Annotated in this window: 14 protein-coding genes; 7 read left to right on the top strand and 7 right to left on the bottom strand. The window is 43.7% G+C overall.

Features of this window, described 5'->3' with window-relative positions; all coding sequences use genetic code 11:
• Positions 1 to 28 precede the first annotated feature (28 nt).
• Entirely contained in the window at positions 29 to 355 is a 327-nt protein-coding gene (locus IGJ74_RS14470) for an MGMT family protein (RefSeq protein ID WP_005228493.1), read from the top strand.
• Positions 352 to 1059 (top strand): GntR family transcriptional regulator, encoded by a 708-nt coding sequence (locus IGJ74_RS14465; RefSeq protein WP_061053187.1) that lies wholly within the window; start codon positions 352 to 354, stop codon positions 1057 to 1059. Before IGJ74_RS14470 ends, IGJ74_RS14465 begins: the two co-directional genes overlap by 4 nt.
• Positions 1060 to 1153: 94 nt before the next feature.
• Here IGJ74_RS14465 and IGJ74_RS14460 read toward each other — a convergent pair whose 3' ends face one another.
• Positions 1154 to 2353 carry an enolase C-terminal domain-like protein gene (locus IGJ74_RS14460; RefSeq protein WP_005234111.1) on the bottom strand — a complete coding sequence of 400 codons (1200 nt, stop codon included), beginning with the start codon at positions 2351 to 2353 and terminating at the stop codon, positions 1154 to 1156.
• 290 nt (positions 2354 to 2643) lie between these two features.
• On the opposite strand from IGJ74_RS14460, the gene IGJ74_RS14455 reads away from it, so the two are divergent.
• Positions 2644 to 4473: a glucose PTS transporter subunit IIA gene (locus tag IGJ74_RS14455; RefSeq protein ID WP_061053186.1), complete on the top strand. Its 1830-nt coding sequence runs from the start codon at positions 2644 to 2646 to the stop codon at positions 4471 to 4473.
• A gap of 67 nt (positions 4474 to 4540) precedes the next feature.
• On the opposite strand, the gene IGJ74_RS14450 is transcribed toward IGJ74_RS14455, so the two are convergent.
• The 5 genes from IGJ74_RS14450 to IGJ74_RS14430 all read right to left on the bottom strand — a co-directional run bounded on the left by IGJ74_RS14450 (position 4541) and on the right by IGJ74_RS14430 (position 8770).
• Positions 4541 to 5815, bottom strand: a complete 1275-nt coding sequence (locus tag IGJ74_RS14450; RefSeq protein ID WP_218192929.1) for an ABC transporter permease — start codon at positions 5813 to 5815, stop codon at positions 4541 to 4543.
• Positions 5812 to 6495 carry an ABC transporter ATP-binding protein gene (locus IGJ74_RS14445; RefSeq protein WP_005228498.1) on the bottom strand — a complete coding sequence of 228 codons (684 nt, stop codon included), beginning with the start codon at positions 6493 to 6495 and terminating at the stop codon, positions 5812 to 5814. Before IGJ74_RS14445 ends, IGJ74_RS14450 begins: the two co-directional genes overlap by 4 nt.
• 151 nt (positions 6496 to 6646) lie before the next feature.
• Complete coding sequence (locus IGJ74_RS14440) at positions 6647 to 7417, bottom strand: ABC transporter permease (protein WP_005228499.1); 771 nt, start codon at positions 7415 to 7417, stop codon at positions 6647 to 6649.
• Positions 7410 to 8345, bottom strand: a complete 936-nt coding sequence (locus IGJ74_RS14435) for an ABC transporter ATP-binding protein (RefSeq protein WP_005228500.1) — start codon at positions 8343 to 8345, stop codon at positions 7410 to 7412. Before IGJ74_RS14435 ends, IGJ74_RS14440 begins: the two co-directional genes overlap by 8 nt.
• Positions 8346 to 8521: 176 nt before the next feature.
• Entirely contained in the window at positions 8522 to 8770 is a 249-nt protein-coding gene (locus tag IGJ74_RS14430) for a helix-turn-helix domain-containing protein (RefSeq protein WP_008380673.1), read from the bottom strand.
• 193 nt (positions 8771 to 8963) lie between these two features.
• On the opposite strand from IGJ74_RS14430, the gene IGJ74_RS14425 reads away from it, so the two are divergent.
• Both IGJ74_RS14425 and IGJ74_RS14420 read left to right on the top strand, forming a co-directional pair.
• Positions 8964 to 9227, top strand: a complete 264-nt coding sequence (locus IGJ74_RS14425) for a hypothetical protein (RefSeq protein WP_005228502.1) — start codon at positions 8964 to 8966, stop codon at positions 9225 to 9227.
• A gap of 13 nt (positions 9228 to 9240) precedes the next feature.
• Positions 9241 to 10158, top strand: a complete 918-nt coding sequence (locus IGJ74_RS14420; protein WP_218192928.1) for a LacI family DNA-binding transcriptional regulator — start codon at positions 9241 to 9243, stop codon at positions 10156 to 10158.
• A 61-nt stretch (positions 10159 to 10219) separates the two neighbouring features.
• Here IGJ74_RS14420 and IGJ74_RS14415 read toward each other — a convergent pair whose 3' ends face one another.
• Complete coding sequence (locus IGJ74_RS14415; protein ID WP_218192927.1) at positions 10220 to 10993, bottom strand: MerR family transcriptional regulator; 774 nt, start codon at positions 10991 to 10993, stop codon at positions 10220 to 10222.
• 114 nt (positions 10994 to 11107) lie between these two features.
• Here IGJ74_RS14415 and IGJ74_RS14410 point away from each other — a divergent pair, with 114 nt between their 5' ends.
• Together IGJ74_RS14410 and IGJ74_RS14405 are read left to right on the top strand one after the other, a co-directional pair.
• Positions 11108 to 11989: an HAD-IIB family hydrolase gene (locus IGJ74_RS14410; RefSeq protein WP_005234118.1), complete on the top strand. Its 882-nt coding sequence runs from the start codon at positions 11108 to 11110 to the stop codon at positions 11987 to 11989.
• On the top strand, positions 11976 to 12332 hold the full coding sequence (locus IGJ74_RS14405; protein WP_139960257.1) for a DUF1827 family protein: 357 nt from the start codon (positions 11976 to 11978) through the stop codon (positions 12330 to 12332). The genes IGJ74_RS14410 and IGJ74_RS14405 overlap by 14 nt, the downstream gene beginning before the upstream one ends.
• Positions 12333 to 12514 lie beyond the last annotated feature (182 nt).

Here is a 12514-nt window from a genome sequence, read left to right as displayed (position 1 = left end):
AGAAAGAATCAAAGAAGGAGCGAGTAGTATGAATCCATTCTATGAAGAAGTCTATGCGCTGGCGCGGCAGATCCCTTTTGGTAAAGTCGTCTCCTATAGTCAGATTGCGTGGAAATTGGGACAAATCAACGGCGCACGGGCAGTCGGTCGAGCGATGCGCTTGAGCCCTCAGGATGTCCCTGCTCATCGAGTCGTGCGGGCAGATGGCGTCTTAGTTGGTCCCTCCGCCAATGTGCGAAAAGCAGCACTCGTCGATGAAGGGGTGGTCTTCAAAGCCAGTGGTCGTATCGATATGAAGGCTTGCAGTTGGTCCATGAGCGAGATCGCTCCCGCTCAAATGAAGGAGCCATTATGAAAAAACGTGAATTTATCGTGCAAGATCTGTTGAGTAAAATCTATCAGGAAGAATTTTCTGCCGGCAAACTACCCAACCAAAGAACCCTTGCGCAAACCTATGGCGTTTCTCGGTTTACGATCCAGCAAGCAATCAAAAACCTTGAAGAGATCGGGATCGTCAAAGTGGTTCAAGGTTCAGGGATTTTTATCCATGAAAAATGGGTCAAAAACCCAATGATCTTTAATTCCTTGACCCGCACCCCTTATGACCGCATCCATTCCAAAATGATTTCATTGAGTAAAGCGGCAGCAACGTTGGATGAACAGCAGATTTTCCAAATAGGCCCAGAAGAGGAAGTCTGGACCTTTGAACGAGTGCGGATCGTTAATTACAAAATCGAACAGCTGGAAACCTCTAAATTGCCCGTCAGCCTATTTCCCGAATTGACAAAAGAAATCGTGGAGCACTCGATCCAACGCTATGTCGAAAGCTGCGGGTACCGCATTTCCCACTACATCACCAGCTATACCCCCATCACCACATCGACTGCGCAGTCGGGCATTTTATTGTGCAAGCGGGGGACGCCGGCAATGCAGATCAGCAATCGGGCGATTTTAGAAGACGGCCGCGTGTATGAGTTCAGTAATATCGTTGCCATTGATTATGCCGTGACCTACATCCGTCCCTTTGACCGTGAGATCCATCGCTCACGCATCGATTGATTTGGAAAAGCAAATTTGCCAGTTGCGTCTTTTTTATCCAGAAAGAACAAAAGACATCCCCCGTCGGTTGGACAGGGGATGTCTTTTGTTGTGTTTAAGGAGTGATCAATGTGCCGTCTGGTGTACGGCTCTGGGTCCATTCATGAGGACGGTAAACCACGGGAAATTCCGCAGCTGCTGCTTCATCGAACGTGATTCCGATCCCACTTTTCTCGATCGGATAAAAATAGCCGTTTTCAGGTTGCGGACTGCCACCAAAGACCGACTGGGTATTTGCTGGGATCGCAATCGTTTCTTGGATCGCGGCATTGTGCAGATGGATATTTAGATGGGTGTTGACGGCTAAGCCGACAGGGCTGATATCAGACGGCGTGTGCCAAGCGATCCGAATGCCCATCGCATCGCAGAAGTGAGCCAATTTCAATGCTGGCGTGATCCCACCGATTTGTGAGACATGGGCACGCATAAAGTCAATCTGTTGATTTTTGACTAGCTCTTGCCATTCCATCGGATTATTGAACAATTCGCCGGTCGCGATCGGGGTCGCCGACTGGCTGCGGAGTTGCTGCAACCACTTGTTTTGATCCGGCGGCAAAATATCTTCTAGGAAAAAGAGATTAAAAGGTTCAGCGGCTTTTGCAAATTGAATCGCTTGGTTTGGATGCAGCCGTTCATGCACGTCATGCAGCATTTGAAATTGATTGCCGTATCGTTCTTGGATCGCAGCAAACATTTTCAGTGTTGTGTCCATGTAGTCTGTTTGATCAAAATAGGAACCAGCGATGGGCTGATCGGGTGTTTGCAGTTGGCTAGGATTTCCACCATAAAAGCCTAATTGACAACGGATATAGCGATACCCCTCAGCCAAGAAGCGATCGATTTCTTGATAAAGATCTTCTAGATTATCTGCCACGGCATGAGTATAGGCGGGAATCGCCGTACGCGCTTTTCCACCTAACAGTTGATACAATGGCATATCGGCTAATTGTCCCTTGATGTCCCACAAAGCCATGTCAACTCCTGAGATGGCATTGTTGGTGATTGGACCATTCCGCCAGTAAGAATTGACATTCATCACTTGCCAAAGATCTTCGATTTGATTGGCATCGCGGCCAAGTAAGAGGGGGCGTAAATACTCGTCAACGACGGTTTTTACGGCTAGTGGGCGAAACTGGAAGGTTGCGCAGCCTAACCCAGATACGCCTTTGTTCGTTTCTACTTTAACGACAACAAGGTTATGGCGATCAGGTTTGATCGCAAAGGCTTTGACGTCGGTGATGATCGTTGGTGTCATTTCATTCACTCCAATTTTTGTCTCTAGTTGCTATAGCCATTGAAACATGCTTGGCAACCGCTGTCAATTTGGTCTAATAAAAACTAGATATACACCATAAAACCAGTCCAATTTTTACCTGTTTTACAATAAAACGTTGATATATAGCGTTTTTATTCTGTTTTTATCAAAAAAGGACTGGTTTTACAAGTATGTGTGAGCATGCTACTATGTGTGTGAAAACGGAAACACCTGAAAGGGCGCCCGTCAAAAGGATCAGGACCGTTAGCAAACAACAGGGGGAAAAAAAGATGACCAAAGAAGACATCGTAAAACAGATTATTAAAGATGTTGGCGGATCAGAAAATATCAACAATGCATGGCACTGTATGACTCGCTTGCGTTTTGATTTAAAGGATGAGAAAAAAGTCGACTATGCGGCGTTAGAAAAAACACCCAAAGTCGTAGGAACAAAATATCAAAGCAATCAGCTGCAAGTAGTGATAGGAACGGATGTTGCTGATTATTATGCACCTTTAGCCAAAGAATTAGGTCTTGATGAAGCGAACCAAGGGGAAACATCAGAGAAAAAAGGAGCCGTTTCCTTATTTATGGATACCGTTTCTGGCGTTTTTGGTCCGATCGTTCCAGCTATCGCTGGCGCAGGAATGATCAAAGGATTAATGGCTGGACTGGTGGCTTTGAATGTCATCTCTAATCAAACAGACACCTATTTAGTGATCGACATGATCGCGAGCGGCGTATTTACATTCTTGCCATTTTTTGTTGCTGCCTCAGCCGCTCGGATTTTTAAAACCAATCAATATTTAGCGATCGCAATCGCGGCAACGCTGCAATTTCCAACGATGACCAATGCGGTAGCCGAAGGAAGCATTTCCGCCTTTCGTTTGTTCGGCGTACTGCCAGTACCCGTCTTTAACTATGCAGGGACAGTGATTCCCATTATCTTTGCCGTGCTAGCGCTTAGCTATATTTACCGTTGGGTCGATAAACTCTTACCACAAGTGCTGCGTACCGTGTTTACACCGACGATTTCGTTGTTTGTCGCTGGTATCTTGACATTAACGGTCATTGGCCCAATCAGTATCCATCTAGGAAACTTACTGGCTGCTGGCGTGGCTGGGTTATTCACTATCTCGCCTGTCTTAGCAGGAATTGTGGTAGGGGCGATTCGTCCAATCGCAATCTTCACGGGTCTGCATCATGCCATGACCCCGATCGCTTTGCAAAACTTCGCCAATCAAGGGTATGACATGTTGATGCCAATGATGTTTATGGCAAATATGGCAATCACCGGCGCAACAGCAGCTATTTATTTCAAAGTCAAAACCAAAGAAGAAAAATCGATCATTCTATCTTCGGCTGTTTCGGGCTTGTTAGGGATCACAGAACCTGCGTTATTCGGGATTTTGTCGAAGTATAAAAAAGCCTTCATCGCAGCAACAGTTGGTAGTTCTGTGGCGTCTGCCTTCATCAGTTTCTTCGGTGTTCGGATTTATGGGTACATTCTTTCAAGTATCTTTAGTTTGCCAGCCTATATTGGGGAATACTTTATCTATGCTGTTTTAGGGATCATCTTGGCAATCGGCTTATCCTTTGCAATGAGCTGGTTCTTGGTACCAAATCAAGCAGCCGAAGGCGATCGTTACACCAACGAAGTGGATCTGCATGCCGTGACCCATGGAGAATATGTCCCATTAGAAGATGTACCAGATGAAGTTTTTTCAACGAAAATGATGGGAGAAGGCTATGCCATCGAGTCACAAGATGGGCAAATCTTTGCACCGGTCAGTGGCGAAGTCACCACTGTGTTCCCTTCAAAACATGCCGTCGGGATCAAAACCCAAAACGGCGTTGAAGTTCTTGTGCATATGGGGATCGATACAGTTTCACTTGGCGGACAAGGCTTTGATGTCTTTGTCAAAGCTGGGGAGCAAGTCACTCCGCAAACCAAACTGGCACAAATGGATCTACCTTATATCAAGCAGCAAGGCAAAGAAACCATGGTGATCGTTTTGATCACCAACATGGATCGCGTGCAGCAATTTTCTGGAAGTACTGATTTAGAAGGCAGACACCAAGCCGGTGCATTGCTGGAAAAAGTCGTTTTGAATGCCTAATAAAAGAAAAAAGATGAGCTTCGTTAACGAAGTTCATCTTTTTTGTTTGTCCAGTAACTATTTATTTTTATTCATAACGCAAAGCTTGGATTGGATCTAGTTTACCTGCTCGATTAGCAGGTAATGTGCCAGCTAAAAAGGCAATTAATAAGATGATACCCATAACAGTCAGCGTGTTCGACCAAGAAAAACCAATTAATTGAAATCCGGTCAAAGCTTCAAGAAACGTACTTGAAGCATAGTTATTGATGACATTTCCTAAGCTAAAAGCGGCGATGATCCCACTGAAAGCGCCGAAGAAACCAATTAAGAGTGCTTCGAAACTAAAGGTCAGAAAAACTTTACTGCGGCTCATCCCTAAGGCTTTCATTAAACCAATTTCTCGGGTGCGGTCTTGAACAGACATATACAATGTATTGATGATGCCAAAGCTGGCGGCTAACAGCGAAATTGCCCCAAATAAAGTCAAGACGCCAGTAATTGCATCAATTACCATACGAAACATATTGATTTCATCTTCCACAGTCATTCCTTGGAAGCCATTTTCTAGTAAAGCTTCTTTGATGGTATCGATTGTTTCACTGGATAAGTTTTCTTCTAGATAAGCCTGTACAATAAAAGATTGGTTTTTTAAATTTTCTGGTAAGCCTAGTTCATAAATCTCCACCACTTTTTGGCTCAAAGCCTGATTAAAAATAGTCCTACCAGCTTGAACAAAGCTAAAGTGGCGAACCCCAACAATTGTTGCTGTTAAAGTTTCTTGTTCGCCAGTTGCTTGTGAAGAAACACCAATAGTAACTTCTTTTTCCAAAGCCTCTTGGGCATCTTTAAAACCTAAAATTTCCACATAATCTTGATCAAGAATGACTTCAAATCCATCAACTTCATTATTGACTTGTCGACCAGCTTCTAATTCTAAATCGATATCACCAGAAGCCATTGCGTTGAGTTGATATTTCGTATTGGAACTTCCCTGAATGTAATCTGCTACTAAAAAGCTGATTGGTTTAACGGTATCAATATGCTCGATACTTTCAATTACTTCCATATCTGCAGGTGTAATTACGTTAGCTTCTGCAGAAGATTTATTTGGATCATATTCTTGAATATTGGATGTTGGCATCATATTATTGCTGCCATCCATTTTGTAGACTGCTAGTAGGCTATTGTCACCGACAGCTGTAATTTGTTGGTCGAGGTAATTGTTAATACCGGTATTGATGCCCATAGTCAGATAAATGGTAAAGGCACCAATAAAAATAGCAATGATCGTCAGGATCGTTCGGCCTTTATTTCGCAACAGATTCTTCGCAGAAGTTTTTAACAAATCGTTGAATTTCATTTATCGTCCTCCTCAATCACTAAACCATCTTTAATATGGATCTGCCGATCACAGCGAGCAGCTAGATCAGGATCGTGGGTGACGATGACTAGGGTGATATTTTCTTTTTCGTTAAGATCAAATAATAGCTCTTCGACTTTTTCTCCCGTCGCTGAATCAAGATTTCCGGTGGGCTCATCGGCAAAAATGATTTTTGGTTTGTTGACGAGTGCTCGGGCAATGCAGACCCGTTGTTTTTGACCGCCAGAAAGGTCAGATGCTTTATTTTTTGCTTTATCACCCAATTCTACGGCTTGTAGCGCTTCATCTACCAGTTTTTTTCGTTGATTTCGACGCATACCGCTGATTTTCAATGGCAGCATCACGTTGTCATGAACCGTATCTTTGGCGTTCATAAAAAATTGCTGAAACACGAAGCCAAAGGTTTCGTTTCGCAGTTTGTTTAATTCAGCAGCCTTTTTTCCTTTGACATTTCTTCCAAGTAAAAATAGATCTCCGCTAGTCGGCTGGTCCAACAAGGCTAATAAGTGCATCAATGTGGACTTACCTGAACCACTTTTACCGATAATTGCCACTGACTCACCCGCATAGATTTTTAAATCAATGCCCTTCAAGGCATCGAATCTAGTTTCTCCTTTTCCATAAACCCTCGTTAACTTTCTTGTTTCTAAAACGATCATTTCATTCCTCCTCTAAAAACGTTAATAAGTTAAGGTTATCACAAATAATTGCCAATAAATCAGTCTTTAGGAGTAGTTTCTAAAATTAAATGAAAAAAAGCGACCCCCACTGGGAATCGCTAAGAAGCTATAAAATAAATTTTAAGTTCAATTAACTACGCAGCCCGCGGCCTTTTTGGATCAAGTACCAGCATACGCTGTATAAGACAACAATGAACAAGACCAAAATACCGATGGATAGGAAAATTGGGACATCGATGGTGCCTAAAAAGCCGTAACGGAAACCAGAGATCATATACACGATCGGGTTGACTTTGGAGATCGTTTGCCAAATCGGCGGCAGCATGCTGATGGAGTAAAAGACGCCTCCAAGATAGGTCAATGGTTGTAAAACAAAGGTTGGCACGATGGAAACATCGTCAAAGGATTGGGCGAAGATCCCATTTAGCAACCCTGCTAATGAAAATAAGATGGCGGTCATGACAAGGGTTAAGACAACGATGACCCAAGAATAAACATGTAATGGGACGAAGAAAAGGGAAATGATGGTCACCAATGTGCCCACCAAGATACTACGTCCAAGTCCGCCAAAGACAAAGCCCCAAATGATGACGTGGGTAGGGACCGGCGCCACTAAGAGTTCCTCAATGTTTTTTTGAAACTTCTGTGAAAAGAAGGAAGAAGACACATTAGAGTAAGAACTGGTGATCGTCGACATCATGATCAGCCCAGGAACGATAAATTCCATATAAGAAAAGCCGCCCATTTCGCCGATGCGGCTGCCGATCATTTTCCCAAAGATAATAAAGTATAAGGAAGTAGTGATGACGGGTGGGACGAGGGTCTGCACCCAAATCCGTAAATAGCGGTTGGTCTCTTTGACCGCTAAACTTTTTAAGGCTGTAAAATAAAGACTAAACATGGTTTTCCTCCGCTTCGTGTGATTCTTCGGTGATTTTCAAAAATAGTTCTTCCAAGCGATTGGATTTGTTGCGCATGGAGAGGACATTGATCCCTTGCTGACTGAATTGGGCAAAAAGATCGTTGACGCCTTGATCTCGAGCGACTTCAACAGCGATGGTCTGTTCATCTTCCATTTGGATCGGATACCCAGTGATCGTTGGTGCTTGTTTGATCGGTGCGATATCAAAAAGAAAGGTTTCAAATTGCAGTTTTGCCAATAAGGACTTCATGCTGGTGTTTTCGATCAGTTCACCAGATTGGATGATCCCGATGTTGCGGCAAAGCATTTCCGCCTCTTCTAAATAATGGGTCGTCAAAATGATCGTTGTGCCTTTTTGGTTCAGCTCTCGCAAAAAGCTCCACATTTCCCGCCGCAATTCGATATCGACACCTGCCGTCGGTTCATCCAAAATCAATAGCCGTGGTTCATGCATCAGGGCACGAGCAATCATCAAACGGCGTTTCATCCCGCCCGACAGCATCCGCGCACGAACATTGCGTTTTTCCCACAAATTCGACTGCTTCAAGTATTTTTCGCTGCGCTTGATGGCTTCGTTGCGGGGGACACCATAATACCCGGCTTGATTGACCACGATCTGCTGGACCGTTTCAAAGGGATTGAAATTGAATTCTTGGGGAACCAAACCAATCTGTTGTTTGACTTGGACCAATTCTTTGTCTAAATCGTAGCCGAAGACTTTGACGCTTCCGGAAGATTTATTGACAAGAGAGGTGATAATGCCGATGGTGGTGGACTTTCCAGCGCCGTTAGGGCCTAACAAGGCATAAAAGTCGCCTTCTTCCACCGTCAAATTTATGCCCCGCAACGCTTCAACGCCGGTAGCATAGACTTTGCGTAAATCGGTTAGTTCTAGTGCATAGGTCATGTTTGTTTGAACTCCTTCTATGTATGATGGTTTATTCTATCATTTTTTTTCAAGAAGAACCGCATGATTTGATTTTTTTCATTTGATTAGATAACAATTGTTGCTAATCGATGAAAAGTGGGAAAGAGGCAAAAGAAAAAACGACCATTTGATCGTTTTTTCGATAAAGTCGATTGTTAGCATAAATACCGTTCTGGTCGTTCTGTCTGTCCTAATAAGTAATCGACAGAAACATTATAAAGGGAAGCTGCGTGTAGCAGCGTCAATACATCGGGTAAGCAATCGCCTGCTTCGTATAAGGTGTAATCGGGGTAAGACACATCGAGATGCTGGCATACTTCTTTTGGGCTCAATCCGCGTTCTTCTCTTAAAAACTTGAAGCGGCAACGCAAGGTGTCTAATAAAAAAGCTTCTTCTAATGTCACTTTGCGGTCCTCCTTAAAAAATCGCGCTTCCTTTCGCACTGTTCTCTTTTTATTGTACCAACAAAAGCAAAATATGCGAAGTAATTCACATGAAGGTCGAACGGTTTTTGTTAAAAAGTGAAACAAATGACTTGCTCTGAGACGCGTTTCATACAGTATGCTTGATTTATAAAAAGGAAGGCGGGATGAAAAAATGAATACATACATGAAGAAAAATGGTGCGGAATGTTGTTATGTAACGTTGGCTTTTGATGGACAACAACTGGTATTGACGAAGCCAAAAGGGTTCTTTCAAGAACGATTAGTAGAAATTCCTGTGGATGAGATCAGTCACTTGACGTGTGATGAACACTTCGGGTCTCAGCGGATCGGATTTATTCATCACAACGATTACTATGAATTTTATACATGTGGGCTAAGTGTGATAGACTATATGAAAGAACAATTATTCGTTTAAGGAGCAGTGAGTCATGGCAAACATTCGGGATATTGCACGCTTGACCGGCTATTCGGTCTCCACAGTTTCACGAGTCATTAACAACAATCCGTATGTCAGTGAAGAAAAGCGTCGCAAGATCCTGGCTGTCATGAAAGAGGTCAACTATATTCCGAATTACACGGCGCGGGCATTAAGTGTCGGCACAACCAAAAACATCGGCGTGATCTTGCCGTTTGTCAATCATCCCTATTTTGATCGATTATTGAGCGGCATCACGACAGCAGCGTTTGCTCGTGGCTATAAGGTGACGCTTTTAGCCACGAACTATGATCCGCAAGTAGAGGAAGCATATTTGCAAGAATTTGCGGCGAAAAGCTTTGATGCTTTGATCATTGCCTCGCGGGCGAATCCGATCGAAACATTATTGCCTTATCGTTCATACGGACGCATCGTCTTTTGTGAAAATATCTCGTATTTGACTGACGGCTGCACCTATATCGATCGAGAGGAATCGATCAAGGAGGTCTTCACGTATTTTAAGGAACAAGGCATCCAGAAAATCGGCGTGACATTGGGACGTAGCCGCAAGCTCAGCAGCAATTCAAAAATCACGGTCCGTTTGGCTCATGACTATTTTTCGACCTTTTCCGAAGACTTGATTTTTTGGGATTGTTTGACGGAAGAAGATGGCAAAGAAGCGGCTGCTTATTTTGCAGATAAAGGAGTCGAAGCGATTTTCACCAATGGGGATCATGTTGCTGCTGGGATCCAGTCGCAGGCGCCGGGAGAATGGCTCGTGATTGGACGGGACAATCTATACATCAGCGAGCTGCTGCAGCTTTCAACGATCGATCATCACTTGCAAGCTTGCGGGGAGACTGCCGTCCAATTGGCGGTAATGGAAAAAAGCGGCAACTATCGCATGCCCTATGAGTTCATCAAACGATAGCTACAGACGAAACGATGCGCAAACAGTGCCCCTGAGCGGGCAGTGCTTGCGCATCGTTTTTTTAATGGGATTTGATGTAATGGTCAATGATCTGTTTCAACAGCTGCGCGCTGCCGACGCCTGCTTTTTGATCGTAATAGGCGGTAAAACGCTCGTCTTGAACGTACATTTCCCCTAAAGATCGGTGATATTCTGCTGAGTAAAAGGGCGCTGCTTGTTTAAGCCATGCTTGATGCGCAGCAAAAGCCATTTGGGCTTTGTCAGAAGGGATTCGTTTCCCTTCCTTTTCAGTCAATAGCTCTTTTAACAGCTGTAATAAGCGGTTTTCGTTGTCGGTCAGTGCTTGATAATTGACTTGGGTCATCTGCTGCCACTTTTGGTTGCTTTTTTCGATGATCTCCTCACCGTAGGTTTCTCGTAACTCGGCACCGTAGTTTGCTTCGTTTTCACGAATTTTTTGTTTCTTAAAATAACTGAATTTCTCTTGATCGGTCATCGTCTTTTCTCCTTCATAATAATCAATTGTTTGCGCTAAGGTGGTCAAAAGACTGTCCAGGGCTGCTCGCTCTTGTAAAAGCTGTTGGTAATGCTGCAACAAGACCGTTTGGATCGATGCTTGCGGCTCATCCAAGATCCCGCGGATCGTTTCTAATGACAGCCCAAAAGACTTAAAATACAAAATCTGCTGTAGGCGATCGACTTCCTGTCTCCCGTAGATACGGTAACCAGCTGAGTTGGTGCGTTGCGGTTGTAACAGCTTGATCTGATCATAATACCGCAGGGTACGGCTGCTGACTCCTGACAGTTTGGCTAAGGCACTGATCGTATATTCCATCGGCTTTTCCCTCCTTACACCTGTATCCTAAAGGTTGACGTAACGACAAAGTCAAGAAAATTTTTTTGCGTTTTTTAAAATGTGCTATAATTATAACAAAGAAAGGAAGATAAGATGCAAATAGTTTTTTCTGATATTGATGGGACGTTTCAAGAAATGGGGCACCCGATTCATGAGATCAATAAAGAAGCCATCCGTTGTTTACAAGCCCAAGGGGATCACTTTGTGTTTGTCACAGGGCGAGGATTTGAGCTTGTTCAAGATATGATGGCGGAAGAAGGCCTTTCCTGCGATGTGATTTTCGGAAACGGCGCCGGTCTGATGATAAAAGGAGAAGCGCCTGTTTTGACGCATACCTTACCCTATAAGACATTGGCACAAGTGATTGGTATCTTAGAGACAGAAGCGGTTTTTTATTTCTTACATACTGACCATGGCATCATTTCCCCACAAGCGCATTTGTATGAAGCGCAATTTCAAGAAAGCCGTAAGCAGTTACTCGCGGAGTTAGGGGAGCGAGGGCAAATCATCGCTGACTACAAATACGAGTTCTTCTACAACGAATGCCTTCATAAAGACGACGTGTTGCAGTTTATGAAGGAACATCCAGAGATAAAGGTCATCAAAATCGAACTGATGGAAGCGTCAGACGAAAAAAGAGAACGGCTGCGGGCGATGATCCAGTCAGAAACGGCAGCGATTTTTCAATCCTTTGTCCAAACACTGGAAATCGTTGATCCATTGGCGACCAAAGGTGCGGCGATCCGTAGCTTTTTAGAAGCTTTTCCCGCTGCCAAAAGCTACGGGATCGGTGATGGTGAAAATGACCTTGCGATGTTTGAAGCGGTGGATGTTTCTTTGGCTGTAGCAAATGCCAGCCCAGCGATCAAAGCAGTTTGTGATCGAACCATTGAGCGCGCGGAAGACGGCGGTGTTGGCCGCTTTATTTTAACAGAATTAGTTTCGAGAGAGGATGTTGTGCATGAAGTTGATTGAAACCCCAGTAAACCAAAATCTAAATATGGAAACTTTTTACCCGAACATCTCCAAGTATCTATTCGACAAAATAGCGATCAAATACTATAAATTGTATTCGCTTGATCGGACGCAGATTCTCTATGTGGATAGTTTTGATACGATTTCTTTAGTATTGATCAACAATAAAAAGAAAATCAGTCGGGAAGAAGTCGATACAGCGATTCATCGTTTGCTGAAGGTCGATCGCAAAGACGTGACCGTCAATATCAATATTCGTAAAGAAATGGAAGCAAGAGGCATCACCTTTTCTAAACCGAGAAAAGATGTCATTCTTGTTCAATTTCCTGTGAAAGAACACTAGTTGAAAGAAGTTGGGACATGCACGTTGCAAGAGCAATCAAACGTTGAACAAAGGGGCGACCTTATACGAGCGCGTAAATAATGCGCAATAAGTAGGAGGTTGACCCATGCTTTTGAGCAATTTGTTCTCAGATGGATTGCCTTGTACTGGCAAAAACCCAACTTTTTTTTGAAAAAAACAAG

This window comes from Enterococcus sp. AZ009, assembly GCF_050548785.1.
Taxonomy (GTDB): domain Bacteria; phylum Bacillota; class Bacilli; order Lactobacillales; family Enterococcaceae; genus Enterococcus_D; species Enterococcus_D entomosocium.
This window is presented reverse-complemented; position numbering and strand designations above follow the sequence as displayed.

What these genes read in the sequence shown, in the direction of transcription:
- IGJ74_RS14470 (WP_005228493.1), top strand. Translation starts at nt 29, where the DNA reads ATGAATCCATTCTATGAAGAAGTCTATGCGCTGGCGCGGCAGATCCCT.
- IGJ74_RS14465 (WP_061053187.1), top strand. Translation starts at nt 352, where the DNA reads ATGAAAAAACGTGAATTTATCGTGCAAGATCTGTTGAGTAAAATCTAT.
- IGJ74_RS14460 (WP_005234111.1), bottom strand. Translation starts at nt 2,353, where the DNA reads ATGACACCAACGATCATCACCGACGTCAAAGCCTTTGCGATCAAACCT.
- IGJ74_RS14455 (WP_061053186.1), top strand. Translation starts at nt 2,644, where the DNA reads ATGACCAAAGAAGACATCGTAAAACAGATTATTAAAGATGTTGGCGGA.
- IGJ74_RS14450 (WP_218192929.1), bottom strand. Translation starts at nt 5,815, where the DNA reads ATGAAATTCAACGATTTGTTAAAAACTTCTGCGAAGAATCTGTTGCGA.
- IGJ74_RS14445 (WP_005228498.1), bottom strand. Translation starts at nt 6,495, where the DNA reads ATGATCGTTTTAGAAACAAGAAAGTTAACGAGGGTTTATGGAAAAGGA.
- IGJ74_RS14440 (WP_005228499.1), bottom strand. Translation starts at nt 7,417, where the DNA reads ATGTTTAGTCTTTATTTTACAGCCTTAAAAAGTTTAGCGGTCAAAGAG.
- IGJ74_RS14435 (WP_005228500.1), bottom strand. Translation starts at nt 8,345, where the DNA reads ATGACCTATGCACTAGAACTAACCGATTTACGCAAAGTCTATGCTACC.
- IGJ74_RS14425 (WP_005228502.1), top strand. Translation starts at nt 8,964, where the DNA reads ATGAATACATACATGAAGAAAAATGGTGCGGAATGTTGTTATGTAACG.
- IGJ74_RS14420 (WP_218192928.1), top strand. Translation starts at nt 9,241, where the DNA reads ATGGCAAACATTCGGGATATTGCACGCTTGACCGGCTATTCGGTCTCC.
- IGJ74_RS14415 (WP_218192927.1), bottom strand. Translation starts at nt 10,993, where the DNA reads ATGGAATATACGATCAGTGCCTTAGCCAAACTGTCAGGAGTCAGCAGC.
- IGJ74_RS14410 (WP_005234118.1), top strand. Translation starts at nt 11,108, where the DNA reads ATGCAAATAGTTTTTTCTGATATTGATGGGACGTTTCAAGAAATGGGG.
- IGJ74_RS14405 (WP_139960257.1), top strand. Translation starts at nt 11,976, where the DNA reads ATGAAGTTGATTGAAACCCCAGTAAACCAAAATCTAAATATGGAAACT.